General features: G+C 62.9%; 27 protein-coding genes and 1 pseudogene. 19 read left to right on the forward strand and 9 right to left on the reverse strand.

Features of this window, described 5'->3' with window-relative positions; genetic code table 11:
- Positions 1–26: 26 nt before the first annotated feature.
- The gene (locus tag ABEH27_RS14570) at positions 27–359 is read right to left on the reverse strand and encodes a hypothetical protein (protein ID WP_346614259.1); all 333 of its coding nucleotides are present in this window, start codon (positions 357–359) and stop codon (positions 27–29) included.
- Positions 360–388: 29 nt separating this feature from the next.
- Between ABEH27_RS14570 and ABEH27_RS14575 the strand changes: the two genes are divergently transcribed.
- A complete protein-coding gene (locus ABEH27_RS14575) occupies positions 389–736 on the forward strand; it encodes a hypothetical protein (protein WP_346614260.1) in 348 nt (115 codons plus the stop codon).
- A gap of 230 nt (positions 737–966) precedes the next feature.
- On the opposite strand, the gene ABEH27_RS14580 is transcribed toward ABEH27_RS14575, so the two are convergent.
- Positions 967–2,241, reverse strand: coding sequence for a Y-family DNA polymerase (locus tag ABEH27_RS14580; protein WP_346614261.1), 1,275 nt, complete (start codon positions 2,239–2,241; stop codon positions 967–969).
- A complete protein-coding gene (gene umuD / locus ABEH27_RS14585) occupies positions 2,231–2,659 on the reverse strand; it encodes a translesion error-prone DNA polymerase V autoproteolytic subunit (RefSeq protein WP_346614262.1) in 429 nt (142 codons plus the stop codon). Before umuD ends, ABEH27_RS14580 begins: the two co-directional genes overlap by 11 nt.
- A 101-nt stretch (positions 2,660–2,760) precedes the next feature.
- Here umuD and ABEH27_RS14590 point away from each other — a divergent pair, with 101 nt between their 5' ends.
- The 4 genes and pseudogenes from ABEH27_RS14590 to ABEH27_RS14605 all read left to right on the forward strand — a co-directional run bounded on the left by ABEH27_RS14590 (position 2,761) and on the right by ABEH27_RS14605 (position 6,793).
- The gene (locus ABEH27_RS14590; protein ID WP_346614263.1) at positions 2,761–3,480 is read left to right on the forward strand and encodes an SOS response-associated peptidase family protein; all 720 of its coding nucleotides are present in this window, start codon (positions 2,761–2,763) and stop codon (positions 3,478–3,480) included.
- Between the two features lie 66 nt (positions 3,481–3,546).
- Positions 3,547–3,831: pseudogene (locus tag ABEH27_RS14595) on the forward strand (integrase); the annotation flags it as partial.
- 33 nt (positions 3,832–3,864) lie between these two features.
- Positions 3,865–5,451: an ABC-F family ATPase gene (locus ABEH27_RS14600; protein ID WP_346614264.1), complete on the forward strand. Its 1,587-nt coding sequence runs from the start codon at positions 3,865–3,867 to the stop codon at positions 5,449–5,451.
- A gap of 148 nt (positions 5,452–5,599) precedes the next feature.
- On the forward strand, positions 5,600–6,793 hold the full coding sequence (locus ABEH27_RS14605) for an MFS transporter (protein WP_346614265.1): 1,194 nt from the start codon (positions 5,600–5,602) through the stop codon (positions 6,791–6,793).
- Here the strand turns inward: ABEH27_RS14605 and ABEH27_RS14610 are convergent.
- Together ABEH27_RS14610 and ABEH27_RS14615 are read right to left on the reverse strand one after the other, a co-directional pair.
- A complete protein-coding gene (locus ABEH27_RS14610) occupies positions 6,755–7,801 on the reverse strand; it encodes a dienelactone hydrolase (protein ID WP_346614266.1) in 1,047 nt (348 codons plus the stop codon). The two genes, ABEH27_RS14605 and ABEH27_RS14610, sit on opposite strands and share 39 nt — an antisense overlap.
- A gap of 129 nt (positions 7,802–7,930) precedes the next feature.
- Positions 7,931–8,542: an FMN-dependent NADH-azoreductase gene (locus ABEH27_RS14615; RefSeq protein ID WP_346614267.1), complete on the reverse strand. Its 612-nt coding sequence runs from the start codon at positions 8,540–8,542 to the stop codon at positions 7,931–7,933.
- Between the two features lie 131 nt (positions 8,543–8,673).
- Here ABEH27_RS14615 and ABEH27_RS14620 point away from each other — a divergent pair, with 131 nt between their 5' ends.
- Both ABEH27_RS14620 and ABEH27_RS14625 read left to right on the forward strand, forming a co-directional pair.
- On the forward strand, positions 8,674–9,576 hold the full coding sequence (locus ABEH27_RS14620) for a LysR substrate-binding domain-containing protein (protein WP_346614268.1): 903 nt from the start codon (positions 8,674–8,676) through the stop codon (positions 9,574–9,576).
- On the forward strand, positions 9,569–9,928 hold the full coding sequence (locus tag ABEH27_RS14625; protein WP_346614269.1) for an MmcQ/YjbR family DNA-binding protein: 360 nt from the start codon (positions 9,569–9,571) through the stop codon (positions 9,926–9,928). Before ABEH27_RS14620 ends, ABEH27_RS14625 begins: the two co-directional genes overlap by 8 nt.
- 10 nt (positions 9,929–9,938) lie before the next feature.
- On the opposite strand, the gene ABEH27_RS14630 is transcribed toward ABEH27_RS14625, so the two are convergent.
- Together ABEH27_RS14630 and ABEH27_RS14635 are read right to left on the reverse strand one after the other, a co-directional pair.
- Positions 9,939–10,367, reverse strand: a complete 429-nt coding sequence (locus ABEH27_RS14630; RefSeq protein WP_346614270.1) for a DUF1294 domain-containing protein — start codon at positions 10,365–10,367, stop codon at positions 9,939–9,941.
- 1 nt (position 10,368) lies between these two features.
- Positions 10,369–11,199, reverse strand: coding sequence for an undecaprenyl-diphosphate phosphatase (locus ABEH27_RS14635; RefSeq protein ID WP_346614271.1), 831 nt, complete (start codon positions 11,197–11,199; stop codon positions 10,369–10,371).
- Positions 11,200–11,498: 299 nt separating this feature from the next.
- Between ABEH27_RS14635 and ABEH27_RS14640 the strand changes: the two genes are divergently transcribed.
- The 10 genes from ABEH27_RS14640 (at position 11,499) to ABEH27_RS14685 (ending at position 22,422) form a co-directional block, all read left to right on the forward strand.
- Complete coding sequence (locus ABEH27_RS14640; protein WP_346614272.1) at positions 11,499–13,133, forward strand: methyl-accepting chemotaxis protein; 1,635 nt, start codon at positions 11,499–11,501, stop codon at positions 13,131–13,133.
- Between the two features lie 113 nt (positions 13,134–13,246).
- Positions 13,247–13,825, forward strand: a complete 579-nt coding sequence (gene pnuC, locus ABEH27_RS14645; RefSeq protein ID WP_346614273.1) for a nicotinamide riboside transporter PnuC — start codon at positions 13,247–13,249, stop codon at positions 13,823–13,825.
- Positions 13,822–14,373, forward strand: a complete 552-nt coding sequence (locus tag ABEH27_RS14650; protein WP_346614274.1) for an AAA family ATPase — start codon at positions 13,822–13,824, stop codon at positions 14,371–14,373. The genes pnuC and ABEH27_RS14650 overlap by 4 nt, the downstream gene beginning before the upstream one ends.
- Before the next feature lie 297 nt (positions 14,374–14,670).
- Positions 14,671–15,108, forward strand: coding sequence for a hypothetical protein (locus ABEH27_RS14655; protein ID WP_346614275.1), 438 nt, complete (start codon positions 14,671–14,673; stop codon positions 15,106–15,108).
- A 1-nt stretch (position 15,109) separates the two neighbouring features.
- Positions 15,110–15,688 (forward strand): adhesin, encoded by a 579-nt coding sequence (locus ABEH27_RS14660; RefSeq protein WP_346614276.1) that lies wholly within the window; start codon positions 15,110–15,112, stop codon positions 15,686–15,688.
- Between the two features lie 49 nt (positions 15,689–15,737).
- Positions 15,738–17,234: a heme utilization protein gene (locus ABEH27_RS14665; protein ID WP_346614277.1), complete on the forward strand. Its 1,497-nt coding sequence runs from the start codon at positions 15,738–15,740 to the stop codon at positions 17,232–17,234.
- Positions 17,235–17,301: 67 nt separating this feature from the next.
- Positions 17,302–17,982, forward strand: a complete 681-nt coding sequence (locus tag ABEH27_RS14670; RefSeq protein WP_346614278.1) for a C39 family peptidase — start codon at positions 17,302–17,304, stop codon at positions 17,980–17,982.
- Between the two features lie 32 nt (positions 17,983–18,014).
- The gene (locus ABEH27_RS14675; protein ID WP_346614279.1) at positions 18,015–18,761 is read left to right on the forward strand and encodes a hypothetical protein; all 747 of its coding nucleotides are present in this window, start codon (positions 18,015–18,017) and stop codon (positions 18,759–18,761) included.
- Positions 18,762–18,807: 46 nt separating this feature from the next.
- Complete coding sequence (locus tag ABEH27_RS14680; protein ID WP_346614280.1) at positions 18,808–20,088, forward strand: hypothetical protein; 1,281 nt, start codon at positions 18,808–18,810, stop codon at positions 20,086–20,088.
- Positions 20,089–20,220: 132 nt separating this feature from the next.
- Entirely contained in the window at positions 20,221–22,422 is a 2,202-nt protein-coding gene (locus ABEH27_RS14685) for an LTA synthase family protein (RefSeq protein ID WP_346614281.1), read from the forward strand.
- A gap of 36 nt (positions 22,423–22,458) precedes the next feature.
- On the opposite strand, the gene ABEH27_RS14690 is transcribed toward ABEH27_RS14685, so the two are convergent.
- On the reverse strand, positions 22,459–23,784 hold the full coding sequence (locus ABEH27_RS14690; protein ID WP_346614282.1) for a sigma-54 dependent transcriptional regulator: 1,326 nt from the start codon (positions 23,782–23,784) through the stop codon (positions 22,459–22,461).
- Here ABEH27_RS14690 and ABEH27_RS14695 point away from each other — a divergent pair.
- Positions 23,779–23,964, forward strand: coding sequence for a hypothetical protein (locus ABEH27_RS14695; protein ID WP_346614283.1), 186 nt, complete (start codon positions 23,779–23,781; stop codon positions 23,962–23,964). The genes ABEH27_RS14690 and ABEH27_RS14695 overlap by 6 nt on opposite strands.
- Positions 23,965–24,127: 163 nt before the next feature.
- On the forward strand, positions 24,128–24,394 hold the full coding sequence (locus ABEH27_RS14700) for a hypothetical protein (RefSeq protein WP_346614284.1): 267 nt from the start codon (positions 24,128–24,130) through the stop codon (positions 24,392–24,394).
- 106 nt (positions 24,395–24,500) lie between these two features.
- Here ABEH27_RS14700 and ABEH27_RS14705 read toward each other — a convergent pair whose 3' ends face one another.
- On the reverse strand, positions 24,501–25,067 hold the full coding sequence (locus ABEH27_RS14705) for a VWA domain-containing protein (protein ID WP_346614411.1): 567 nt from the start codon (positions 25,065–25,067) through the stop codon (positions 24,501–24,503).
- Positions 25,068–25,121 lie beyond the last annotated feature (54 nt).

Here is a 25,121-nt window from a genome sequence, read left to right on the forward strand (position 1 = left end):
GTAGAACGCCGCTGAGGCATGACAGCTCAGTAAACGACCCAGTGCGCGACAATGCCTTTGACCAGATGCCAGGATTTCCACAAGGAGAAATGCTCGAACAGCCGGTTGGCGCTTCCCATCGCGCCTGCAATAGAGAGGTAGACAAACCACCGCCTGAACAACCGATACAGCTTTCTTCTGGTAAATCGCAACAACCCACACATCCTGAATCGTGTAATTGCCCCATAACGAAAAAACCCGACGTTATGTCGGGCTTCTGCATCACGCCTCAACACGCGCAGGCATGACGGGGTGAGGCAATGATCGGCCAGGCTGCCGTTTAGCGTCAAGCGGCCGTTGATTGCTTTGTTGAACAGCAAAAATCATCAGGGTCAGCTAGAGTTTTGATGTGTTCAAGCACCGTGAGATGACGATCATGCTAAAACAAGAAGCAGACGACGTGATTGAGCGTATCAGGGACGATCTTAAACGGCACGGGGTGCTGATCGGCTATGACCCCGAGTTCACCACGCCGGAATTCGGCTGCGACCTGGACCACCATGTTGCTCAGGTCAGAGATGCTCCGGAAAACCGAGTCGTGCGCATCGTGATACATGACGAAGGCCTGTGGACCCAGCTCAAGCAGGGGTCTGTGTATCGCTGCGTCGTCAGCGAATGTAAAGGCAAGCTATTCGGCATGCCGGTTATCATTGAACCTCGAACCGATGCGTCCTACACCATTCAATACAAGCTCTAGGTTTTGCCCGAATGGTGTAGGAGCTGGCTTGCTGCGATCGGCTGGTGTAGGAGCTGGCTTGCCGGCGATCGGCTGCGCAGCAGTCGTAAAATCGGTATCTGCGCAGTGCCAGACAGAATGCGGATACAGCATTTACGACTGCTGCGCAGCCGATCGCAGGCAAGCCAGCTCCTACAGAGACCGCAATACGCGATCTTCCGTAGAAAGCCCCGCCCACCCCGAACGGTACCTCAACACCTGACGGTCCACAGCTGATCAATCCGCGTGGTGTATGACTGGCTCATCATGTCCCTACGCATTCCCCAGTCTGGGGACACCGGCACGCTGCCCGCTCTCATGGTCCCCCTGCCCCAACGCTCGTTGATGTCGTCCATCACCTGCATCAGCCGGTCACACGCTACCGACTGCTTGAGCGCGAAAAGGTCTTCGGAAAACTCGCCAGGTTGGCGCAGGTCCATCAGCAGCACCTCAGCTTTGCTGTAACGGAAACCCGGCCGGAAAACCCGCGCTACTGCATCGGTGGCCAGCCGGGTCATCAGCAGCGTGTCGCAGGTCGGGTAAGGCAGTTCCACCAGTGCACCTTGGGCATGATGCGCCTCGTCCGGGTTGAACATCCCGGTGCGGATGCTCACGCGCATGCGTTTGCACACCGACCCCTGGGCGCGGAGTTTCTCTGCCGCTCGACCCACGTAGGTGGCCACCGCTTGCTTGATTGGCGCAAGCTCGGCAAGCCGCTTGCCAAACATGCGGCTGCAGCAGATTTCCTGCTTCGGGGGTACAGCTTCGTCAAGCTCCAGGCACGGTGTGCCACGCAACTCCCGGGCGGTCTTCTCCACGACCACGCTGAACTTCTGGCGGAGCGTCGCCGGGTTCGCTCTGGCCAGGTCCATGGCCGTGCGAATGTCCATCGCCTCAAGGTGCGCTGTCATTCGCCGGCCGATCCCCCACACCTCCTTCACGTCGGTATTGCGCAGCACCCAGTCGCGCTTGAAGGGGTCGCAGATATCGACCACCCCACCGGTCTGCTCCAGCAAGCGCTTGGCGGTGTGATTGGCCAGCTTGGCCAGCGTCTTGGTGGCCGCGATCCCCACGCCCACGGGGATCCCCGTGCACTGAAAGATCCGCGCACGCACCTGCCTGCCAAACTGGGTCAGGTTGCCCTGAATGCCGCGCAGGTCAGCGAAGCACTCATCGATGCTGTACACCTCGGTCGCCGGCACCATCGACTCGATCAGCGTCATGACACGCTCGCTCATGTCGCCGTACAACGCGTAATTACTGCTGAAGGCCATGACCCCATGCTTGCGCAGCCTGTCCTTTGCCTGGAAGTACGGCTCGCCCATTTTCACGAACGGTTTGGCGTCGTACGACCTGGCAATCACGCAGCCGTCGTTGTTGCTCAACACGACGATGGGCGTCCTGGCCAAATCGGGCCGGAACACACGCTCACAACTCGCATAGAACGAGTTGCAGTCGATCAGCGCGAACACCTGGTCACTGGGCATGGTCGCGCACGCTGTACCGCACCACACCCCAGACAACCAGCTCGTCGCCTTCCATGATGTAACGCGGTGGGTAGGCGGGGTTCTCGGACTTGAGCATCACCACCCCGGCGCGGCGGTGCAGCCGCTTGCAGACAGGCTCGCTATTGACTGCTGCTATGACGATATCGTCGTGCTCTGCTTCACGCCCGCGGTCTACGATGACGATGTCACCAGAATAGATGCCCGCCCCTTGCATGCTGTCGCCCTCGACTTTCACCAGATACACATGCGGCGCGCGGAGGTCGAATAGCTCATCGAGGGAAATATGACCTTCCAGGTGGTCTGCCGCAGGTGATGGAAAACCTGCCGGGACATGGAATGAGTACAGCGGTAGCGGTTCGGTACCGCCGGTTGGCGTACCCAGGAACGTGATGGTCATGATGGAAGGTCCGATGCAGGCTGTATGCATATACAGTTAATCCGGCATCGTTCGCCCGGTCAATCCTGGGCAGCGAAATTTCTGACAAGCGAGAGGTGCATATGTGTGGGCGGTACTCGATCTACGAGTCGATGGATCACTACCTTCGGCAGCTGTCACTGGACCTGGTGGTGATCAATGGCTATGACCACGCGTCAATCGACCGCTACAACGTAGCGCCCTCGACGCGTGTCGAGATTATTCGCCAGGTGGAGGGCGGGCTGAGCGTGGACCGGGTCAAGTGGGGGTGGTCGCCGTTCTGGGCGAAGGGCAAGCGCCCAGACCCGATCAATGCACGGGGCGAGACTGTGGTGACCGGGAAATTCTTCAAAGGGCTATGGCCAGGCGGCCGCGCCTTGGCGCCGGCGAACGGCTGGTTCGAATGGATACCCGACCCTGCAGACCCGAAACGCAAGCAGCCCTACTACATCACCAGCGCCGACGGCGGGCCGCTGTATTTCGCAGCGCTTGCCGAAGTGCACCAGGGCCTGGAGCCAGATGAACGCGATGGGTTCGTGATCATCACGGCGGCTGCCGACCAGGGCTTGGTAGACATCCACGACAGGAAGCCGCTGGTGCTCACAGCGGAAACGGCAAGGGAGTGGCTTGACTCGGCCACATCACCAGCGCGAGCAGTCGCGATCATGCAGGGCGGTTGCAGGCCGGCTGAGGATTTTCGCTGGTATCCCGTCGACAAGGCTGTGGGCAATGTACGAAATCAGGGGGCAGCGTTGCTGGAGCCGATCAGTGAACCCGCTCGGCAGGGTGACCTGGAGTTTTGAGCGGGTGCGGCTACGCAACGCAATTCACTGCTGCATAAGGCGGCGAGACGAACAGCTACGTGCGCGCTTGACTAACCAAGTGTTACAATCCGTCCCTTCAAATCAGCGCTCAAGGCGCTGGCCATCCGTGAACGCCGGCAGTACGACACCCGCCACACCTCTGCAACCCTGAGCCTGATGGTTGGGATGAACCCTGCGTTCATCGCAGACCCGCTCGGTCACAGCGTCGAGATGTTGCCCTCTACCTACGCGAAATGGATCAGCTCCTCCTCGGACTGGAGGGAGCTGGAGAAGCTGCCGCCCCGAGTCGAATTGGCCCAGAACTGGCCCAACACAGACAAGAGGGCCTAAATACACCTCTGGAACCCCCGCAGGACAAGCACTTTGATTTCTACCGCTAACATCACCATGCAGTTCGGCGCCAAGCCGCTGTTCGAAAACGTCTCGGTCAAATTCAACAACGGCAACCGCTACGGCCTGATCGGCGCCAACGGTTGCGGCAAGTCGACCTTCATGAAGATCCTCGGCGGCGACCTGGACCCGTCCGGTGGCCAGGTCATGCTCGAGCCGAACACCCGCCTGGGCAAGCTGCGCCAGGACCAGTTCGCCTACGAGGAATTCACCGTGATCGACACGGTGATCATGGGCCACGGCCAGCTGTGGAAGGTCAAGGCCGAGCGTGACCGCATCTACTCGCTGCCGGAAATGACCGAAGAAGACGGCATGGCCGTCGCCGAGCTGGAAACCGAGTTCGCCGAGATGGACGGCTACACCGCCGAATCGCGCGCCGGTGAACTGCTGCTGGGCCTGGGTATTCCGCTGGAGCAGCACTTCGGCCCGATGAGCGAAGTGGCGCCGGGCTGGAAGCTGCGTGTGCTGCTGGCCCAGGCGCTGTTCTCGGACCCGGACGTGCTGCTGCTCGACGAACCGACCAACCACCTGGACATCAACACCATCCGCTGGCTGGAAACGATTCTGACGGCGCGTAACAGCACCATGATCATCATTTCCCACGACCGTCACTTCCTCAACAGCGTGTGCACGCACATGGCTGACCTGGATTACGGTGAGCTGCGCCTGTTCCCGGGCAACTACGACGAGTACATGACCGCGGCCACCCAGTCGCGCGAGCAGCTGCTGTCGGACAACGCCAAGAAGAAAGCCCAGATCGCCGAGCTGCAGACCTTCGTCAGCCGCTTCTCGGCCAACGCCTCCAAGGCCAAGCAGGCAACGTCGCGGGCCAAGCAGATCGACAAGATCCAGCTGGCCGAGGTCAAGCCTTCCAGCCGTGTCAGCCCGTTCATCCGCTTCGAGCAGACCAAAAAGCTGCACCGTCAGGCCGTAGTGGTCGAGAAAATGGCCAAGGCCTTCGACGACAAGGTGCTGTTCAAGAACTTCGACATCACGGTCGAAGCCGGCGAGCGCGTGGCGATCATCGGCCCCAACGGCATCGGCAAGACCACCCTGCTGCGCACGCTGGTCGGCGAGTTGACGCCAGATGCCGGCTCCGTGAAGTGGACCGACAGCGCCGAAGTGGGTTACTACGCCCAGGACCACGCGCACGACTTCGAAGACGACGTGTCGCTGTTCGACTGGATGGGCCAGTGGACCTCCGGTGAACAGGTCATCCGCGGCACCCTGGGGCGCATGTTGTTCTCCAACGACGAGATTCTGAAGTCGGTGAAGGTGATTTCCGGTGGTGAACAGGGCCGCATGCTGTTCGGCAAGCTGATCCTGCAGAAGCCGAACGTGCTGGTGATGGACGAACCGACCAACCACCTGGACATGGAATCGATCGAGGCGCTGAACCTGGCGCTGGAAAACTACCCGGGCACGTTGCTGTTCGTCAGCCACGACCGTGAGTTCGTGTCGTCGCTGGCCACCCGCATCATCGAGCTGTCGCCGGACGGTGTGGTGGACTTCAGCGGTACTTATGACGACTACCTGCGTAGCCAGGGTGTAGTGGTCTGAGGTAAGTGAGGTGGCCTGGTCATCTTCGGGTGGCCGGGCGGACCTCATCGCGGGCAGCCGCGAGGATTAATTCGTTAGCCTGCTTTCATTTCCTTCGCGCAACGGCCATGATGAAGCCACGCCCAACCGCCCGCCCGCGAACGAGCCCATGACCGCGCAACAGCCCGCCCCCGCCAGCAGTACCTTCAGCATCACCCTGCAGATCCTGTCGATCGTCTTCTACACCTTTATCGCATTCCTCTGCATCGGCCTGCCGATCGCGGTGTTGCCCAGCTATGTGCACGATCAGCTGGGCTTTGGTGCGGTGGTTGCCGGGGTGACCATTGGCCTGCAGTACCTGGCCACCCTGCTCAGCCGGCCGTTTGCCGGGCGCGTGGCAGACACCCTGGGCGGCAAGCAGGCGATCCGTTACGGCCTGATGGGCATTGCTGCCTGCGGGGTGTTGACGTTCGCTTCGGCCTGGACCTTGAGCCTGCCACTGCTGAGCCTGGCACTGTTGCTGGGCGGGCGTTTGCTGCTGGGGCTTGCCCAGGGCCTGATCGGTGTTGCGACGCTAAGCTGGGGCATCAGCCAGGTTGGGCCTGAGCATACGGCGCGGGTCATTTCCTGGAACGGCATCGCTTCGTACGGCGCCATCGCCATCGGCGCGCCGGTGGGGGTGCTGGCGGTCGATGGCCTGGATTTCAGCGTGCTCGGACCCGCCTTGCTGGTGCTTGCCGTGCTGGGGTTGCTGGTGCTGCGCAAGCGCCCGGACGTGCTGGTGGTGCGGGGTGAGCGGCTGCCGTTCTGGTCGGCGTTCGGCCGGGTTGCACCTTGCGGCCTGGGGCTGACGCTGGCATCGATCGGTTACGGCACCCTGACCACGTTCGTCACCCTTTATTACCTGGAGCGCGGCTGGGCAGGTGCGGCCTGGTGCCTGAGTGCCTTCGGCCTGTGTTTCATCGTTTCGCGGCTGTTGTTCGTCAACGCCGTTAACCGCTTTGGCGGCTACAACGTGGCAGTCGCCTGCATGGCCACCGAAGTGCTCGGCTTGAGCCTGCTATGGCTGGCGCCCTCGCCGCTCTGGGCCTTGGTCGGTGCCGGCTTGACCGGTTTTGGCCTGTCGCTGGTGTACCCGGCGCTGGGTGTCGAGGCGATCAGGCAGGTGCCCAGCAGCAGCCGCGGTGCCGGGCTGGGCGCCTACGCGGTGTTCTTCGACATGGCACTGGCAGTGGCCGGGCCGGTGATGGGCGCCGTGGCGGTGCACCTGGGGTATGCCTCGATCTTCTGCGTAGCCGCCTTGCTGGCCCTGGCCGGGGTGGGCCTAACGTTGTTGCTGGCGCGGCGCAGCCGTCGCGGCTGAGCGCTCGCCGTGCTCCGGGGCGCCAAGGGCCTGGCTGAAGAAGGCAGCCGTGTCGCGCTGCAGGGAGTGATGGATATGGCGGCGGTCGACGCCCGCTGCGTCCTTGCACAGCGCCGTCATGCGGGCCCACTGCTCCTTGTCGCAACGGGCCATGAACACGAAATGCCCGGCGCCTGCCAGCAGGCGGTAGTCCGGCGTTACCGGCAGTTTGCGCGCTAGCGCCTCGGCATTGCGGTCCACGGCCAGCAGCTGGTCGTTGTCGCCGCTGTAGATCAGTGCCGGCACCCTGACACTGGCCAAGGCGTGGCGCCCGAACATCAGGCTCAGCGGGGCCATCAGCATCACCGCCCCCACGCGGGCATCGGCCTTGGGCGCCAGCTCACTGCGGTCGGCGATCAGCACGCCGTGGGTCTTGCAGGCATCGGCGTCGGTGGGGCGCTCCAGGCAATACTGGCGCAGGCGGTCGAGGTCGGGCTGGGCGCCGGAGAGAATCAGCGCCGTTTCGCCGCCGGCCGAATAACCGATCACGCCCACTTTGCCATCGTTCAGGTAAGGCCCGAGCAAGGCATCGTCACGGGCGGCGGTAATCGCAGCGCTGACCTGCAAAGGCCGGCCATACAGGTTGCTCAGGGTGCCCAGGCGGCTAGGGTCGCGGGCGTTGTCGCCAGGGTGCACCACCGCCACCACCACAAACCCTTGCCGCGCCAGGCCGGTCGCCAGGTAATGCAGCGCCAGCGGGCTGCCGGTATTGCCGTGGGACAGCACCAGCAGCGGGAACTGCCCGAGGGCGACCGGGGCTTCATCGGCGACTTCGACGGGGTAACCGTCAATGCGGGTGCTGTGAGCGGTGCCTTGTGCCGGGTAGAACGCCAGCGCCTGCATCGGGCGCGCATCGACGGGGTCGGTCAGGGTCATGTGGTGCAGCCCGGCGACCCAGGGCGCAGCCTCGGCAGGCGCCAACAGGCCAGCGAACAGCAGCAGTGCCAGCAAGCAACGGGAAAGGTTCATCGGCCGGCGCTTCCACGCGGAGCGAGGGGATAGCGTCAGAATAGGTCGGGGCTGGGGTGGGGCAGATGAAAACTGAATGAAAAAAACCGGCTGCCGCACGGCGACAGCCGGTTTTTTCGTACCTGCCGATCAGGCGGCGGCAAACAGCTCGTTGGCAATCTGCGCCTGGGCGGCATCGATGGCATGGCTGCGGTGTTCCGGGCCGTAGGCCAGGCCGTGGGCGCGAACGATCTCCAGGTCGGTAATGCCGATGAAGCCGAAGAACACCTTGAGGAAGTCTTCATGGCCAGCACCGGTCGGTTGGCCTGCGTGCAAGCCGCCAGCGGTCGACACCAGCACCACTTTCTTGTTGCCGCACAGGCCTTCAGGGCCGGCCTCGGTGTAGCGGAAGGTCTTGCCGGCAACGGCAACGCGGTCGATCCAGGCTTTGAGCTGGGTGGGTACGGTGAAGTTGTACATCGGCGCACCGATCACCACGGCGTCGGCGGCGAGGAATTCTTCCAGGGTTTCGGCGCTGAGCTTGGCTTCGAAGGCCTGGGCTGCGTCGCGTACGTCTTCCGGCGTGCCAGCAGCGACCAGGGTAGCGGCCGAGAAGTGGGCGATGGCGTCGGCGGCCAGGTCGCGGTAAACCACTTCGATACCCGGCTCGGCGGCTTGCCAGGCTTGGACCACTTCACGGCTCAGCTGGCGGGAGGCGGAATTGTCACCCAGGATGCTCGAATCGATGTGCAACAGTTTCATGGGACTCTCCTGTGTATGAAGACCGCAGCGTTGGGCGATCACGATGGGGAGAATCCTACCGGGGCGTCGAATGGCTGATAAGTCGGCAAAAATGCGTTAGTTTGTCCCACAGATAGAACAGTGAGACAGCCATGCAAGACCTCAACGACCTCTTCTACTTCGCCCGGGTGGTAGAAGCCGGGGGCTTCGCCGCCGCCGGGCGCCAGCTGGGCATCCCCAAGTCGCGCCTGTCGCGGCGCATCGCCGAGCTGGAAGAACGCCTGGGTACGCGGCTGCTGCAACGCACCACGCGCCAGCTGAAGCTGACCGCGGTGGGCGAACGCTACCTGCACCATTGTCAGGCCATGCTGCTGGAGGCCGAGGCCGCGGATGAGGCAGTGGCGAGCATGAGCAGCGAACCGCGTGGGCGCTTGCGGGTGTCCTGCCCGGTGGCGCTGGCCCATGCGTTTCTGCCGGATGTGATCAGCCGTTTCCTGGCGCAATACCCTCAGGTGCAGCTGGACATGGTGCTGCTCAACCGCCGCGTCGACCTGATTTCCGAAGGCATCGACGTTGCTCTGCGCGTGCGCGACCTGGGCGACGAGGACCCGGCGCTGGTCACCCGCCGCCTGCGCCAGGCGCAGATGCAGCTGGTGGCCGCGCCGGGCTTTGCCGACCACATACGCGAGCCGTCGGAACTGGCGACGCTGCCCGTACTGGGCGCCGCCGAAGCTGACCGGCTGGTGCACTTGCGCCTGCTGGGGCCCAATGGCCGTCAGCAGGAAATGGCCCTGGAGCCGCGCCTGGCCATCGATGATTTCGTCGTGCGCAACGCCGCCGTGAAAGCCGGGCTGGGCTTTACGGCACTGCCGAGCATGTTCTGCGAAGAGGAACTGCAACGCGGCGAACTGGTGCGGCTGCTGCCGGACTGGTCATTACCGGGCGGTTATCTGCAGGCGGTTTACCCGCATCGGCGTGGCCTGCTGCCGGCGGTGCGGGTGTGGATCGACCACCTGGCAGCGTCGTTCGAGGCGTGTGGAGAGCGTTATGTCTAAGCAGAAGATGACCGAAGAGCAGGTGGCGGCGTTCTGCCTGGGCCTGCCTGGCGCGCGGGAAGATTACAAATGGGGCGGCATCCGGGTGTTCTCGGTGGCCGGCAACAAGATGTTCGCGGTGCTCGACCTGGCGGGTGCGGGGTTGTCGTTCAAGGTGGCCGATGAGCTGTTTCTGGGCTACTGCGACCGCCCTGGCGTGCGCCCGGCGCCGTACCTGGCGCGGGCGCGGTGGGTCAGCATGGTACCGCCCTACCCCATGGCCCGTGAAGAATTGTGCGATCTGCTGCAGCGCTCGCACCAGCTGGTGGTGCGACGGCTACCGAAACGGTTGCAGGCAGGCCTGCTGCTGTAAGCCGCAGGCCTCAACCCAACGCGAGAAATCGCCCGCCCAGAAGCAGGTGATCGACCCAGAACAGCTGATGCAGCAGCACAATCGCCCAGAACATCAGCTGGTACGACAGCTTGCGGGTCTTGTGCCGAAACAGCTGCTGCGCCACCAGGGCCCCAGGCCAGCCGCCCAGCAGCTCACTGGCGTGCAGCACCTTCTCTGGCGTGCGCCAGGCCTGGGTACGGGCTTGGTGCTTGTCCTGCCAGTAAAGCAAGGCGGTGATCAGGCTCACTGCCGGATACACGGCCAGCGGCAGCCACGATTGCCCGCTCCAGGCCATCTGCGCAGCGCCCACCAGCGGTAGCAGGCACAGCAGCCCCAGCACCAGCAGCTTCAGGCGCACATTGCGTACACCCTCCTCCTTGCCCGCGGCGGGCCGCTGTGCGGTGTGCGTGCGTGCCATGTCAGCCGTGCGCCGTCGACCAGTCGACCCAGCCGAACTGCCAGGTGGCGAGGATCAGCAGGCCAAAGACGATGCGGTACCAGGCGAAGGCAGCGTAGCTGTGGTTGGCGATGAACTTGAGCAGCGCGCGCACCGCAATCATGGCGAAAATGAACGACGTCACGAAACCGAGGGCGAACACCGGCAGGTCGCTCGGCTCGAACAGATGGCGGTACTTGTACCCCGAGTACACCGCTGCACCGACCATGGTCGGCATCGCCAGGAAGAATGAAAACTCCGTCGCCGCCTTGCGCGACAGGCCGAACAGCAGGCCGCCGATGATGGTCGAGCCGGAGCGCGAGGTTCCTGGGATCATCGCCAGGCACTGGACGAAACCGATCTTCAGGGCATGCGACCAACGCATGTCGTCGACGTGGTCCACCTCTACACGGTGGCTGCGACGCTCGGCCCAGAGCATGATCACCCCGCCGATCACCAACGCGGTCGCAACGGTGATCGGGTTGAACAGGTATTCATGGATCATGTCGGCGAACAGCACGCCCAGCACCACGGCCGGCATGAACGCCAGCAGCAGGTTGCCGGTGAACCGCCGCGCCGCAGGTTGGCTGGTGAGGCCGAACACCACATCGAGGATCTTGCGCCGAAACTCCCACACCACCGCCAGGATCGCCGCCAGCTGGATGATGATGTTGAAGGCCATGGCGCGTTCGCCGCCGAAACCGATCAGGTCGGCGACGATGATCTGGTGGCCAGTACTGGAAATCGGCAAGAACTCTGTCAGCCCCTCGACCACACCCAAGATGATTGCCTGAAAGGCAGTCCAAAAATCCATCATTCCCCCGGTTGGAGCGCTGCTGCTTGCAGGCCCCTTATTCTTGATTTGCTTTTGATTGCCGCACGCGGCGCGGCATTTTTACAGCGACTGGTGGGACCAACGCCAGTAGAAAAGTTCACAAGCCCTAAAGGTTTCATCTTGCACGGCCGAAATCCTAACAGAGCGGCTTTGCAATGGCTTGTGCGGTATTTGGCAGATCAGGCAATAAATGGCACTTAGCCATAAGTCGGCTAGGGAGCACCGCCAAAGCATGCTTGGATGCACCTTGATAACAAGAACAATGCGGAGTGCTATTCATGAAGACCTTGAGGTCGATGTCGATCAGCCGCCGTTTATGGCTGATCCTGCTGGTGGCTGTGGCGATGCTGGTGGTGCTGGGCTTGCTGATGCTGCGCCAGATCCATGGCGATCTGTACCAGGCAAAGGCCGAGAAAACCCGCCATGTGGTACAGACCGCGGCCGGAGTGCTGGCCTATTACCAGGGCCTTGAGGCCGCCGGCACGCTCAGCCGCGAGGCCGCCCAGCAACAGGCCCTGCAGGTGGTGCGAGCGCTGCGTTATGACCAGAACGACTACTTCTGGATCAACGACCTGGGGCCGAAGATGATCATGCACCCGGCCAACCCCAAGCTCGACGGCCAGGACCTTTCGGCCATTCGCGACCCCGACGGTTTTGCCGTGTTCAACGAGATGGCCGCCCTTGCCCGCAGCCAGGGCGCCGGCCCGGTCAACTACCGCTGGCCCAAACCCGGTGCCAGCGACCCCGTGGCCAAGACCTCGTACATTCAACTGTTCAAGCCCTGGGGCTGGGTGATCGGCTCTGGTGTGTACATCGACGACGTACAGGCCGAGTTCGCCCGCCAGTTGCGCGATGCCTCGCTGGTCGGCTTTGGTATCGCCCTGCTGATGGCGCTGGTGGTCATGCTGATCGCCCGCAGCATTGCCCAGCCCTTGCAGGACGCCGTGCAGGCCATGGGCAACATCGCCAGCGGCGAAAGCGACCTGACCCGGCGCCTGGATACGCACGGGCGCGACGAAATCACTCACCTCGGTGAGCATTTCAACCGTTTCAACGGCAAGCTGCAGGGTGTGGTCGGCCAGTTGCAGGGCGCAGCGCATTCGCTGGCGCAATCGGCCGGGCGTGTCGGTGACAATGCCGGCGCGGCGCAACAGCGCAGCGCGCAGCAGTCGATGCAGATGGACCAGGTGGCCACTGCCGTCAACGAAGTCACCTATGCGGTGCAGGACGTGGCCAAGACAGCCGAGCAGGCCGCCGGCGAAATGCGCGCAGCGCAGCAGCAGGTGGAGCATGGCCAGCAGGCTATCCACGCCAGCCTGCAACAGATCGACCGGCTTTCGGCGACCATCGACCAGGCCGTGCAGGTGATCCGCGAACTGGCCGGGCACAGCACCAAGATTGGCGGGGTGCTCGATGTCATCCGTTCCATCGCCGAGCAGACCAACCTGCTGGCACTCAATGCCGCCATCGAAGCGGCCCGCGCGGGTGAACAGGGCCGTGGCTTCGCGGTGGTGGCCGATGAAGTGCGCCTGCTGGCCCAGCGCACTGCGCAATCTACCGCCGAAATTCACACCATGATCGAGCACCTGCAAGGGCAGTCGGACGCAGCGGTCAGGGCCATCGATACCAGCAGCGAGGCGTCGCGCCAAACCGTCGCACAGGCCCGTGAGGCCGGTTCCAGCCTGGATGCCATCAGCCAGGCCCTGCACAACCTCACCGTGCTCAACGCCACCATCGCCAGCGCCACCCTGCAACAGTCGCATGTGGTCGAGGAGATCAACCGTAATGTGCTGGACACGGCCGGGTTGTCACAGCAAACCGCCGATGCGGCGCGCCAGTCGAGCGACGCCGGGGTGGCGCTGGGCCGTTTGAGTGAGGAGCTGGAGCTGTTGCTGAGGCAGTTCAAGGTTTGAAAGCGCGCGTCTTGTAAGGCCTGGCCGCTTCGGCGGCCACAGCAGCCCTTTCGCGACACAAGGCCGCGCCTACAGGCTACAATCGCGGCCCTTCCCCTTTCCAAGGATCGCCGATGTCCGGCCTCGAACTCATCGCCGCCGTGCTTGGCGTCACCGCCGTCTGGCTCACCGTCAAACAGAACGCCTGGTGCTGGCCAATCGGTCTGGTGATGGTGCTTATTTATGGCTGGCTGTTCTTCGAGGTAAAGCTGTACTCGGGCATGCTGCTGCAACTGGCCTACGCGGTACTGCAACTTTACGGCTGGTGGCAGTGGAAACGCCCCGGCCGAGCGCAGGACGCGCGCGTCGTGTCACGCCTGTCTAACCAGGCGGTGTTCACCGGGCTGGCTGCAGGCGTTGTGATCAGCGTCGCCCTCGGCGCGGCCATGGCCCACTGGACCGATGCTGCCCTGCCCTGGCTCGACGCCACGCTGACCGGCTTCAGCCTGGTCGCGCAACTGTGGATGGCGCAAAAGCGGGTGCAATGCTGGCCGCTGTGGATGGTGGTGGATGTGGTCTATGTCGGCCAGTACCTGCACCAGCAGCTTTACTTCACGGCGGGCTTCTTCGTCGTGCTTACCCTGATTGCCGTGCGTGGCTGGCGGGAATGGCGCCGTGACCCGGCCCTGCAGGCAAGCAAGGTGCAGGCATGAAAGTCGTGGTGCTATGCGGCCCCGAATCCAGCGGCAAAAGCTGGCTCAGTGGCGAGATTCAGGCACACTTCGGCGGCGTGGTGGTCGGCGAATACGTGCGGCATTTCATTGACCAGCAATGCCGTGACACCTGCTACGCCGACATCACCCCCATCGCCCTTGGGCAGTTGGCCTGGGAAGACCAGGCACGGGGGCAAGCGCCGCAACTGCTGATCCTCGACACCCACCTGCTCAGCAACATGCTGTGGAGCCGCGCGCTGTTCCAGGATTGCCCACCCTGGCTGGAAGAGGCCCTGCTGTCACGCCCGTACGACCTGCACTTGCTGCTTAGCCCACAGGGCGTAAGCTGGGTGGCCGACCCCCAGCGCTGCCAGCCTGACCTGGCTGACCGTCAAAGGTTCTTCGATGACAGCCTGCATTGGCTGCAAGGCCATGGGCAGAAGCTGCAGATCATTGACGGCGACTGGCCACGGCGCAGCGCGGCAGCATTGCGCGCCGTACAGCACCTGCTGGAGGGAAAAACACCGGAATGTGCCACCGAGTGTTAAACCGCTGACACACCCCATAGCGACTGGAGCCCCGTATTTGCGGGCTTCTTCGGCAATCGAGGGGCGAGTGTCAAGCGGATGAGACATTGCCGGGAAATGCTCCTCGGGCAACGTGCATAACGGGCAAAACCTCACGTGCAGCGAAATCTGTCTCAGCGCTGATACAACAATTTCCCACCGCCCCCAGGTAGTTGGCGCAACCTGCTGATATCAAAGCAGTTCTAAAAAGCGGCACGCCTCGTGCTCTCCTCCTCGCAACGCTGCACCACGCCAGCGCTCGTAGAAGGAATCGCCGTCGTGAGGAAACTGGACAAAGGCATCGCTCGCCTGGTGCTCGTGGGTTGTGTAGTGGGCTCAGGCTTGAGCCTGCCGGTCCAGGCCGACAACGGCATCATCGTGATCACCCGCGATGTGCAACCGCGCATGGCCACCCGTGCACCCCTGGCACCCGACCCCTACCCCACCACCGCCAACGCCAACCCGTCCGCCTACGTGCTCAAGCAGAGCACCGAACTGAGTGATGGCGACTTCGCCAACATCACCAGCGGCACCGGGATCTCCTCGCTGATCACCCAACAGACCGACAACCTGGGCGGCAACATCAGCAACCAGAACCAACTGCCAAACATGGCAGCCGGGCGTGGCACTGGCTCGGGCAACGGTATCTCCAACATGGTCAACTCCAGCGTTCAGCGCGGCCTTGCGCCTCTGCAGATCCTGACCGGAGGCAAATGAGATGAGGCAGACGCTGTTAATCCTCGCCACGTTGTGCAGTGCATCGGCCCTCGCCCAATCCCCCGTTCCCGTGATCAACAGCGCCAACATCGACAGTTCCGGCGCCCAGTACCAAGGCAACTTCAGCGTCAACCAGGCCGCGGGCGACCTGCAGCAACAGGCCAATGCCCGGGCGATCGCCACCGGCCGCGAAGCGGCTGCGAGCACGCAGATCCGCCAACGCCAGCAGTCCATCGTCGACCCCAACATGGGCGCCAGTGCCAGCATCCAGGGCGACGCCTTCAGCCATGGCAGTGGCGCACTGGGCGTGAACCAGAGCGCCGGCGCCAGCACACAGCAGGCCAACGCCCTGCGCATCAGCCTCAGTACACAACCACAAAGCATCGATGACAGCGTCCTGTTGCAGCAGAACGTGGCGCTGATCAACAGCTCAGATCCAGCTGACACCTCCCCCGGCTATCGCCAGGTCACCACCGGTGACCAGGCATTCACCGGTAGCCGCGGGGTAATCCAGCTGAATCAGAGCGCCGGGGTGGGCAACCAGACGGCAAACACCCTGAGCGTACGGGTCGCCAATTGACCCAAAAAGGTAAGAACAACACTTAACCTAAAGAAGACGGAGAAACACCATGAAACCCTCGATGGCAATCAAGCCTCTGGTTTTCGCAATTGCTGCGGTCATGGCTGTTGCTGCACAAGCGGATCAGAACGATAGACGCGGTGGCCACGGCCACAATAACAACAACAATCACCAGCAGATGGACAGGGCGGTTTATACCAACGCCAATGCCACAGCTACTGATTCCCAACGGAGCACGGGTAACTCCATCCGCAACGAAGGCACCATCAACGAAGCCGAAATGAGCAGCTCCGGCGCGGGTGCCAGTGGCAACGTCGGCGTCAACGTGGCGGCCGGTAACGGCAACCAGCAGGACAACGCCGCGGCCATCGCCAACACCTCGTCCGATAACGCCGACATCGACAACAGCTTCGTCTTCGGCACCGCCACCGCCAGCGCCGAGGTGGTTCAGCGCAGCAACAACAACGTCGTCAACAACTGGTCGACGCAAAGTTCTGCGGTCATGAGCGGCTCGGCTGACGGCAGCAGCGGCAACATTGGTATCAACATTGCTGGCGGCGACCTGAACCAGCAGAAAAATACCATGGCAATCGCCAACAATGCCGCAGGTATCGGTAACTCGAGCGCCACCGCTTCGGCCGACCAGAACGGCCCTGGCCTGGAAGTGAACAACCGTGCCGACCGCACCTACACCCTCGACACCCTGACCTTCACCACTTCTTCGAGTGGCTCGGCCTCGCGTAGCGGTGCGTACGATGCAAGCGTCGACAAGAGCTCCAGCTCGAGCTACAGCGCGTCCGGCTCCAACAGCAACAGCGCCAGCGGTTCGAAGAGCAGCAGCGCCAGCGGGTCTAGCAGCATGACCGCCAGCGGCTCCAACAGCAGCAGCGCCAGTGGCACCAACAGCATGACCGCCAGTGGCTCCAACAGCTGGGATGCCAGTGGTTCGGCCAGCCGCGACCACAGCTCTTCGTCTAGCGCTTCGCTGAATGCTTCGCTCGATGCCAGTGCCAACGGCAGTGCATCGTCGTCGCAAACCTTCGGCAACTTCACCCGGTCGCGCAGCTCCGACTTCGACGCATCGCTCAGCGCTTCGCTGGATGCATCGATCGACCGCTCGCACGAGTCGGCCAGCAACTCGTCGTTTGACAAGTCCTTCGACTCGTCCTTCGACAAGGCGTACGACTCTTCGTATGACCGCACCCGCGACTCGTCCTATGACAAGGCTCGCGATACGTCGTACGAGAAGGCAAACGCCTCGGCATGGGAAAAAGCGAGCGCTTCGGCCTACGAGAAAGCTGGCGAGAAAGCATCCGAATCGTCGGACAGCATCTCGAAGAGCTTCAGCGAGTCTAGCGAGTTTGCCCTGAGCAACACCGTGTCGTTCCAAGTGCTGACCCCGACCGGCTGGGCCAACCCTGTAACCAACACCGCAACCCTGAGTGGCTCGGTGAATGGCGGCAGCGGCAACCTGGGCGTCAACGTGGCAGCCGGTGTAGGCAACCAGCAAAGCAACTCGCTGGCCATCTCCAACACCTCGATGTAACCACTGCGGCCTGGAGGCCCCCTTCGGGGGGCCTCTTTCTAACAAGAAAAAACAGGGGGCGTCGAACATGCGCATTATCGCCTTGGCGTTTTTGCTGTGCATGGCCAGTGTGAGCGAAGCAGCCCAGATGCCGTTGTCCGTCCTGCCCGGTGGCGCGGTGATCTACAAGCCCATCCAGAGCATCCGCGAGCGCAAGTTCGCCGACCTGGTACAGCAGAAAACCGACTTCAGTTGCGGCGCAGCGTCGCTGGCAACCATCCTGCGCCAAGCCTACTGGCTTGACGTCGACGAACATCAGATCATCGAAGGCATGCTGGAACACGCCGACCCGGACCTGGTCCGCACGCAGGGCTTTTCGATGCTCGACATGAAGCGCTACGTGGAAAGCCTTGGCATGCGCGCACGCGGCTACAAGGTGGCCCCTGACACGCTGCACAGCATCCGCATCCCCGTGGTGGTGCTGATGGACATCCGCGGCTACAAGCACTTCGTGGTCATGCAAAAGGTCGACAAAGGCTGGGTGTACATCGGTGACCCGGTGCTCGGCCACAAACGCTTCAAGCTCGATGACTTCGTCAAAGGCTGGAACGGCATCATCTTTGCCGTCATCGGCCAAGGGTACGACAAGGCCAACGCCCTGCTCGACCCGCCACTGCCGCTGAGCGCCAAGAACCGCGTCAGCAACTTCACCCCGGTGCAGGACGCCGAGTTGATGGACTTCGGCTTCATCCAAAGCGACTTCTTCTAACGACTGTGGGCAAGACGCTCCGGGAGCATCCCATGAAGACTTCTATCTGGCTGGCCGCCCTTTGCATGGCTGCCAGCCTGCCGACCCAGGCACAAACGTTCAAACCGATCGAACTCAAGGACCAGGAGCTGGCCAACCTGCGCGGGCGCTACGTGATGCCCGGGCGCATCGTCAGCTTCGGCATCGTCATGACCAGCACCTGGCAGAACGCCAATGGTGAGGTGATCGGGGCAACGTCGGCCATGCAGGTTCAGCAAACCACCATCAAGCCGCAATTCTATGTGTCGATGATCAATGAAAAAGGCAGTGGCGGCGCGCAACCGAGCAGCGCCGGGACGGGGACCGTCACGGGGGGCAGCGGCCTCAACACCACCGAAGGGGTAACCCAGGTGGTGCGGGCTGCCGGCGATTACAACACCGCCCATAACAATGTCGACATCAATGTAACCAAGGCCAACCAGGCGCCGGCGACGCAACCCCAGGGCCAGGCCCTGGCGGCTGGCTCCACGCTGGTCGGCGCCAATGGCGCAGGCTCGCTTAGCGTTTCGTCCAGCGGCACGGGGGTGCAGCTAAGTATCGTCGCCAGCGACAACCAGGGCAGCACCCTGCAGCGCCTGGGGCAAGGTGGGCTGATGCAGAACACCACCCTGCTGGGCGCCAGCAACCGCGTCAGCAACCTGACGTCGCTCAATGTGGTGCTGCGTGACAACGCGCCCACGGCCGGATCGGTGGGCACCAACCTTGACCAGCTCAAAGGCCTTCGCAATCTCGGATACTGATCTACGCTCAGTCTCATCGTATGTAGTCAGAAGGGACGGCTAATCCATGCACCGTTTGTTGACGTTCAGAGCTATCGTTTGTTTGACAACCCTGGCCCCGGCCACTCTGCTACAGGCGGCAACCGACCCACAGGTCGAGCAACTCAAACAGGAACTCATCGCGCTGAAACAGCGCTACGAAGCCCAACAGAACGCCTTGATGGTGCTGGAACAACGGCTCAAGCAGGTGGAAGAGGCACCGCCAGCCCCCGCACCGAAACGCCTGACCAAATCGCCCGCCGAAGGAGTCAAGGGTGCGCAAACCGTGGCCTCCGGCGCGCCAGGCACCACCGGCAGCTCGTATGGGCAATCGCTGCAGGACAATTCGGAGCCGGCGCAGAGCGTGTCCAACCTGTACGACGAAGCCAGCGGCTTCTTCGGCGGCGGCAAGTTCAGTGTCGAAACCGGCCTGACCTACACCCATTACGATACGCGCGCCTTGACCCTCAACGGGTTCCTCGCGCTCGACTCGATCTTCCTCGGCAATATCAACATCGACCGTATCAAGGCCGACAACTGGACGCTTGACCTGACCGCCCGCTATAACGTCGACCAGCGCTGGCAGTTCGACATTAACGTACCCATTGTCTACCGCGAATCGACCTACTCCTCCGGCGGTGCCGGCGGCGCTGCGGGGGTAAGTTCGGACGGTACGGTCACCCGCGACCCGACCATCGGCGACGTCAACTTCGGCGTAGCCTACAAGTTCATCGACGAGTCGGAGAACTGGCCAGACGCCGTCGCCACCCTGCGCGTCAAGGCGCCAACCGGCAAGGACCCGTATGGCATCAAGCTGATCCAGGTGGCCGGCAACGACAACCTCGCCGTGCCTGAAGACCTCCCGACCGGTAACGGTGTCTGGGCGATCACGCCGGGCATCTCGCTGGTCAAGACATTCGACCCGGCAGTGCTGTTCGGCAGCCTGTCCTACACCTACAACATGGAAGACTCGTTCAGCGACATCAGCCCTACGGTCAATACCAAGGTGCCAGGCGACGTGAAGCTGGGTGACTCCTGGCAGATTGGTGGCGGTATCGCATTCGCCCTGAACGAAAAAATGAGCATGTCGTTCTCGGTCACCGACCAGTTCTCGCGCAAGAGCAAGATCAAACCCGACGGCGGCGACTGGCAATCGATCACCAACAGCGACTACAACGCGGCCAACTTCAACATCGGCATGACCTTCGCGGCCTCCAACAACCTGACCATTGTGCCAAACCTGTCCATCGGGTTGACCGACGACGCGCCAGACTTTTCCTTCAGCCTGAAATTCCCCTACTACTTCTGACCGCTCGATGCCCGGGCCCGCGCGGGCCCGGCTTTTGGTAACCAACCTTGTAGCCCACCGCTTTCCTGACCCCAGCCTGTTATCATCGCGCACAGATTAGTGACGTTTTAACGGCAATTAAGGAAAGTTTTCGTGAAAAACCTGCTCGGCCCCTCGCACACCCGGCTTGTCGCCCTGGCAGCCCTGGTGCTGGTGGTTCCACTGGCTGCGCGCGCCCTGCTGGGCTGGTCCAACCCGCTCGGCTATGTGTCGGACCTCGCGCTTGGCAGCCTGCTGGTACTGCTTCTGCACCGCCGGCCGCTGTGGCTGGCCCTGCCCGTGCTGGTGGCATGGGCCGCGTTGTGGGTGGCATCGGCCGAGTTGGTGAGTGCGGTCGGGCGGCTGCCCAACAGTGCCGACCTGGGCTACCTGTTCGACCCCCAATTCATGGAGAACTCCACCGGCGGTGGCCTGGCCCACGCCTGGCTGCCCTGGGCCCTGGGTGCAGGCTTGCTGGCCTGGGCGCTGGCTGCCTGGCGCAGCCGTGGCCAGCGTGGCGCCGCATTCGGGCTGAAAGCCCTGTCCATCCCGTTGGCGCTGTTCGGCCTGCACTGGGGTAGCCAGCACCTGGCGCCGTCCGATGCCGACCAGTGGCGGCAATACAACCTTGCGCACCAGCTACTGTCCGCCGGCGTCGCCGACCTGCAGCAGCAGGCACTCGGCTGGGCCGGGCAGACGCAACCCGTTACACCGCTGCCAAGCGCCGGGCTGACCCAGCCCGACCTGCATGGCCAGCGGCTGCTCGCTGGCCCCGGCAATGCGCGCAACCTGCTGGTGATCACCGTCGAAGGCATCCCCGGCGCCTATGTACGGCCCAACCGCCAGGCCCTGCACAGCCGCTTTGACGAAGACCTGATGCCCAACCTCAGCCGCTGGGCCGAGCGCGGCATGAACACCCCGGACTACGTGCTGCATACCCACCAGACCATCCGCGGTTTGTACGCCATGCTCTGCGGCGACTACGACAAGCTGGCCAACGGCACGCCCAAGGGCATGGAGCTGCTCACCCAGCACCAGCGCAACCAAGCCTGCCTGCCTGCCCAACTGCGCCAGGCCGGCTTCACCACGCATTACCTGCAGGGTGCGGGCCTGCGCTTCATGGCCAAGGACCGGATCATGCCGCACATCGGCTTCGACTCGGTGCATGGCCTTGAATGGTTCAGCAACGACAACTACCTGGAGTTCCCCTGGGGCAAGGATGACCGGGCATTCTTCGAAGGCGCGCTGGACTATGTTGGCCAGCTCAGGCAGCAGGAGCGCCCATGGATGCTCACCCTGCTGACCGTGGGCACCCACCAGCCTTATTCGGCGCCTGCAGACTACCTGGACCGCTACGACACGCCCAAGCAGGCAGCAGTGGCGTACCTGGACGACGCCATCGGCGCGTTCCTCGACAACCTGGAGCGCCAGGGCGTGCTCAAGGACACCCTGGTGGTGGTGACTTCGGACGAGTCCCACGGTATCGATGGCGTACGCCTGGCCTCCTCCTGGGGGTTCAACCTGACCCTGGCACCGGAGCAGGCGCAATTGCCGCACATAAAACGCGGCACCTACGGCCACGTCGACCTGGCCAACACCCTGCTCGACTACTTTGCCTTGCCGATGCCCGTGGCACTGGCCGGGCGCTCGATGTTCCGCGATTACGACAGCGGCCGGGAAATGATCTCCTACACCAACGGCATGTTGCGTTACCACAACGGCCAGGGCGTGTTCACCGAGTGCGACTTCCAGCAGCGCTGCCGCCGCTATGCCAGCGAAGGGTTCATCGCTGACCAGGCCAAGTACCTGGGCGCCGGCGACAGCACCCTCGGCCCACAGCTCGGCGCCCTCGCCGGTGTGCTCGACCAGTCCCTGCTGCAGACCCCGCTCAACCTGCGCTACCAGTTCGGTGGCCCCTCGGCCATCCAGTTGCAGGCGCAGATCCGCGACGACTGGGCCGACAACCTGATTGGCGCTCAGTATCTGGAAATGCCCGAGGGCTCTCGGACGCGTGTACGGGTGAAGGTGCGGGTACTCGACCCGCAGCATGCCGCCTACATTCAACTCAAGGCCAAGGAGCTGGAGCAGGATGTGCCGCTGGGGCTGCCGGAAGAGATTCGCGTGACCGCCGATGAGCCGCTGGACATGGAATTCGGCTTCGACAACCCGACCGTGCGCAAAGCGTTCTCTTTCCATTTGCTGGGGTATGGCGGTGGTGAGGTCGAGGTCAGCGATTTCAGCGTGATCACGGCACTGCCGGACGAAGAAGAGTCGGTCGAGGAGCTGTCGGACGGGCACATAGCCCAGTCGAGCTGACCGCTCGCAGCACTGGCCCCTCACGGGGCCGCGGTTTCAGCGAATCTGGTGCTTGTGCAGCAACCGATAGAACGTTGGCCGCGATACCCCAAGCACCTTCGCGGCAATGCTCATGTTGTTGCTGTGCCGGTCCAGCACATCGCACAGCGCCTGGCGTTCCGCCCGGTGCTTGTAGTCTTCCAGCGTACCCAAGGGCTGCTCCTCCTGCTCCAGCACGTGCAGGCCGAGGTCCTGGGCCTCGATCTGCCGCCCCTCGGCCAGCACCAGCCCGCGGCGCACCCGGTTGGCCAGCTCGCGCACATTGCCCGGCCAGTGGTGCCGGCCCATGGCAGCCAGGGCGTGATCACTGAAGGTGCGTGGCCTGCGGCCTGTTTCCAGGCTGTAAAAGTGGGAGAAATGGTTAGCCAGCATCGACAGGTCGCCATGGCGGTCGCGCAGTGGCGCTGTCACCACCTGAAGCACGTTGAGCCGGTAATACAGGTCCTCGCGAAATCGCCCTTGCTCGATGGCCCGCTCCAGGTCCACGTGCGTGGCCGCCAGCACCCGCACATCCACCGGTATCGGCTGGCTGCCGCCCACCCGCTCGATGTGTTTTTCTTGCAGAAAACGCAGCAAATTAGCCTGTAACTCCAGCGGCAAGTCGCCAATTTCATCGAGAAACAGCGTACCCCCGTGAGCGGCTTCGATGCGCCCCACCTTGCGCTGGTGCGCACCCGTGAACGCGCCCTTTTCATGCCCGAACAGCTCGGACTGGATCAGGTGCTCCGGGATTGCCCCGCAATTGATGGCGATGAACGGCATTTCGCAGCGCTGCGACTGACGATGCAGGGTACGTGCAACCAGCTCCTTGCCGGTGCCGCTCTCGCCGCGGATCAACACCGGCGATTCGGTCGGTGCCAGTTTGCCCAGCAGTTTGCGCAACTCCAGAATCGGTCGGCTGTCCCCCAGCAATTCGTCTTCCACACCATCGACAGGCACCGCCCCCTTGCCGCGCAAGCGTGCCATGCCGAAAGCACGGCCCAGCGTCACCAGCACCCGGGAGACGTCGAACGGCAGGGTGTGGAAATCGAAGAACCACTCGCAGACGAAGTCACCGACATTCTGCATGCGCAGTTGCTCGGCATTGAGCACGGCGATCCATTCGGTATTGCTGCGCTTGATCATGTCTTTTACCGCGTCGGGGTGACGCAGGTGCGACTCCTGCAGGCGCAGCAGGCCGATATCGCAGCGGTGCTCCAGCGCCAGGTCCAGGCTACAGCTGTGGACGTCCCAGCCGGCACTCTCAAGGCCCGGTAGCAAGCGGTGGCAATCGTCGCAGGGGTCGACGATGAGCAAGCGACGAAGGGAGGCGGTTTCGTGCATGACCGTTCCTTGGCGCCAAATTGTGGTTTTTTACGTGAAAACAGTAAGTTGCGGCGCCTGCTTAACAGTAGCAACGAACCTGACGGCGCCCACTACCGTCTGTCTGCCGAATTCTTTGGCCACTACGCCAGTCGGGAATTTTTCAATTTAATCAGCGTCACAGGCGGCGCAGGATATTAAAAAAATGTTTCACAGTGAAAAAATTACAGTGACTGTGTGACTTCACCCCCAACAGGGAGCATCAGTACAAATAACCCCGCACTGCAGATCGCGATTACCTGAAGCGCCATTGCAGTAACGCGGACATGAATTTCGATGTTTGGGACCATAGAGAGACCGAACCATGAATGCCCAGCTCCGTGTAAACGAAGCACTGCTGATCGCCGACCACGCCTTCGAACCTTTCCAGTGCGTTGCCTGGGACGCACCCAACGGTACGGGTGAGCTGAGCCTGGCAGTGGTCGACCGGACCAACACCCGTATCGGCAGCAAACAAGTGTCCTCGCGCATTTACTCCGACCCTGCGCAGTGGGCTAGCCTGATCGAGGAAGTGCGCGCCGAACTGTGCCAGAAAGGCTATGACCTGCAACCCTGGTCGATGCCCAAGTAATTCCAGTACGTCGCCTGCAAGTGCGTGCCTCGCACGCACTTGTGCAACTTTGCCATTACCCTTCCGGCAACTTTTGCCATTGCGACATAGTGTCGCGCCCTCGCCTTCAGTCTTTTATCCTGAATTGTTCAAGATGCTGATATTCGGCCTGTAACTGTATGGCCAACTGCCGCGCGCGCCCCAGCCGAACTGGCGCCAATTCCATGTCCACCAACAACGTGGCACACGGCATGGGGTGCAAGGTATTCCAGCGCTGCAGGCGGCCATCGGTGAATACCAGGCAACGCTGCACCTCCTGAGGGTGGGCCTGCTGCCGTGCCAGCAACCAGTGTCGGGCTTGCTCCAACGCTGCAATCAAGGGCGTGCCGCCACCCGCGCCCAGGGCTTGCAGCCACGGCTGAAGTGCTGCCGAGGCTTTCAGGCCATGGCGCTGCCACTGCGGGCCGGCACCGCTGGCGGTCAGCAACGCCAGGCGGGCACGCTGGCGATATGCCTGGTCGAAGACCTCGGCCAACAGTCCCTTGCTCTGTGCCAGTGCCTGATAGCGGCGAGTGGACGCCGAAGCATCGACGATGACCAGCCACAGTTCAGCGGCCTGGGCCTGACGCTGCTGCCAGCAAAGGTCCTGGCGCTGCCGCGGCCGCCCTTTGAGCAAAGTGGCAAGCCAGGCCACGCGGCCAGCCGACGCTGCACGTACGCGCCCGCGGCTGCTACCGGCCAGTTTGCC

This window comes from Pseudomonas sp. P39-UII1 (assembly GCF_039672635.1).
GTDB lineage: Bacteria > Pseudomonadota > Gammaproteobacteria > Pseudomonadales > Pseudomonadaceae > Aquipseudomonas.

Coding starts and splice junctions, on each gene's coding strand:
- ABEH27_RS14580 (WP_346614261.1), bottom strand. CDS start 2,241: ATGCCCAGTGACCAGGTGTTCGCGCTGATCGACTGCAACTCGTTCTAT.
- umuD (WP_346614262.1), bottom strand. CDS start 2,659: ATGACCATCACGTTCCTGGGTACGCCAACCGGCGGTACCGAACCGCTA.
- ABEH27_RS14590 (WP_346614263.1), top strand. CDS start 2,761: ATGTGTGGGCGGTACTCGATCTACGAGTCGATGGATCACTACCTTCGG.
- ABEH27_RS14605 (WP_346614265.1), top strand. CDS start 5,600: ATGACCGCGCAACAGCCCGCCCCCGCCAGCAGTACCTTCAGCATCACC.
- ABEH27_RS14610 (WP_346614266.1), bottom strand. CDS start 7,801: ATGAACCTTTCCCGTTGCTTGCTGGCACTGCTGCTGTTCGCTGGCCTG.
- ABEH27_RS14615 (WP_346614267.1), bottom strand. CDS start 8,542: ATGAAACTGTTGCACATCGATTCGAGCATCCTGGGTGACAATTCCGCC.
- ABEH27_RS14620 (WP_346614268.1), top strand. CDS start 8,674: ATGCAAGACCTCAACGACCTCTTCTACTTCGCCCGGGTGGTAGAAGCC.
- ABEH27_RS14625 (WP_346614269.1), top strand. CDS start 9,569: ATGTCTAAGCAGAAGATGACCGAAGAGCAGGTGGCGGCGTTCTGCCTG.
- ABEH27_RS14630 (WP_346614270.1), bottom strand. CDS start 10,367: ATGGCACGCACGCACACCGCACAGCGGCCCGCCGCGGGCAAGGAGGAG.
- ABEH27_RS14635 (WP_346614271.1), bottom strand. CDS start 11,199: ATGGATTTTTGGACTGCCTTTCAGGCAATCATCTTGGGTGTGGTCGAG.
- ABEH27_RS14640 (WP_346614272.1), top strand. CDS start 11,499: ATGAAGACCTTGAGGTCGATGTCGATCAGCCGCCGTTTATGGCTGATC.
- pnuC (WP_346614273.1), top strand. CDS start 13,247: ATGTCCGGCCTCGAACTCATCGCCGCCGTGCTTGGCGTCACCGCCGTC.
- ABEH27_RS14650 (WP_346614274.1), top strand. CDS start 13,822: ATGAAAGTCGTGGTGCTATGCGGCCCCGAATCCAGCGGCAAAAGCTGG.
- ABEH27_RS14660 (WP_346614276.1), top strand. CDS start 15,110: ATGAGGCAGACGCTGTTAATCCTCGCCACGTTGTGCAGTGCATCGGCC.
- ABEH27_RS14665 (WP_346614277.1), top strand. CDS start 15,738: ATGAAACCCTCGATGGCAATCAAGCCTCTGGTTTTCGCAATTGCTGCG.
- ABEH27_RS14670 (WP_346614278.1), top strand. CDS start 17,302: ATGCGCATTATCGCCTTGGCGTTTTTGCTGTGCATGGCCAGTGTGAGC.
- ABEH27_RS14675 (WP_346614279.1), top strand. CDS start 18,015: ATGAAGACTTCTATCTGGCTGGCCGCCCTTTGCATGGCTGCCAGCCTG.
- ABEH27_RS14680 (WP_346614280.1), top strand. CDS start 18,808: ATGCACCGTTTGTTGACGTTCAGAGCTATCGTTTGTTTGACAACCCTG.
- ABEH27_RS14690 (WP_346614282.1), bottom strand. CDS start 23,784: ATGCACGAAACCGCCTCCCTTCGTCGCTTGCTCATCGTCGACCCCTGC.
- ABEH27_RS14700 (WP_346614284.1), top strand. CDS start 24,128: ATGAATGCCCAGCTCCGTGTAAACGAAGCACTGCTGATCGCCGACCAC.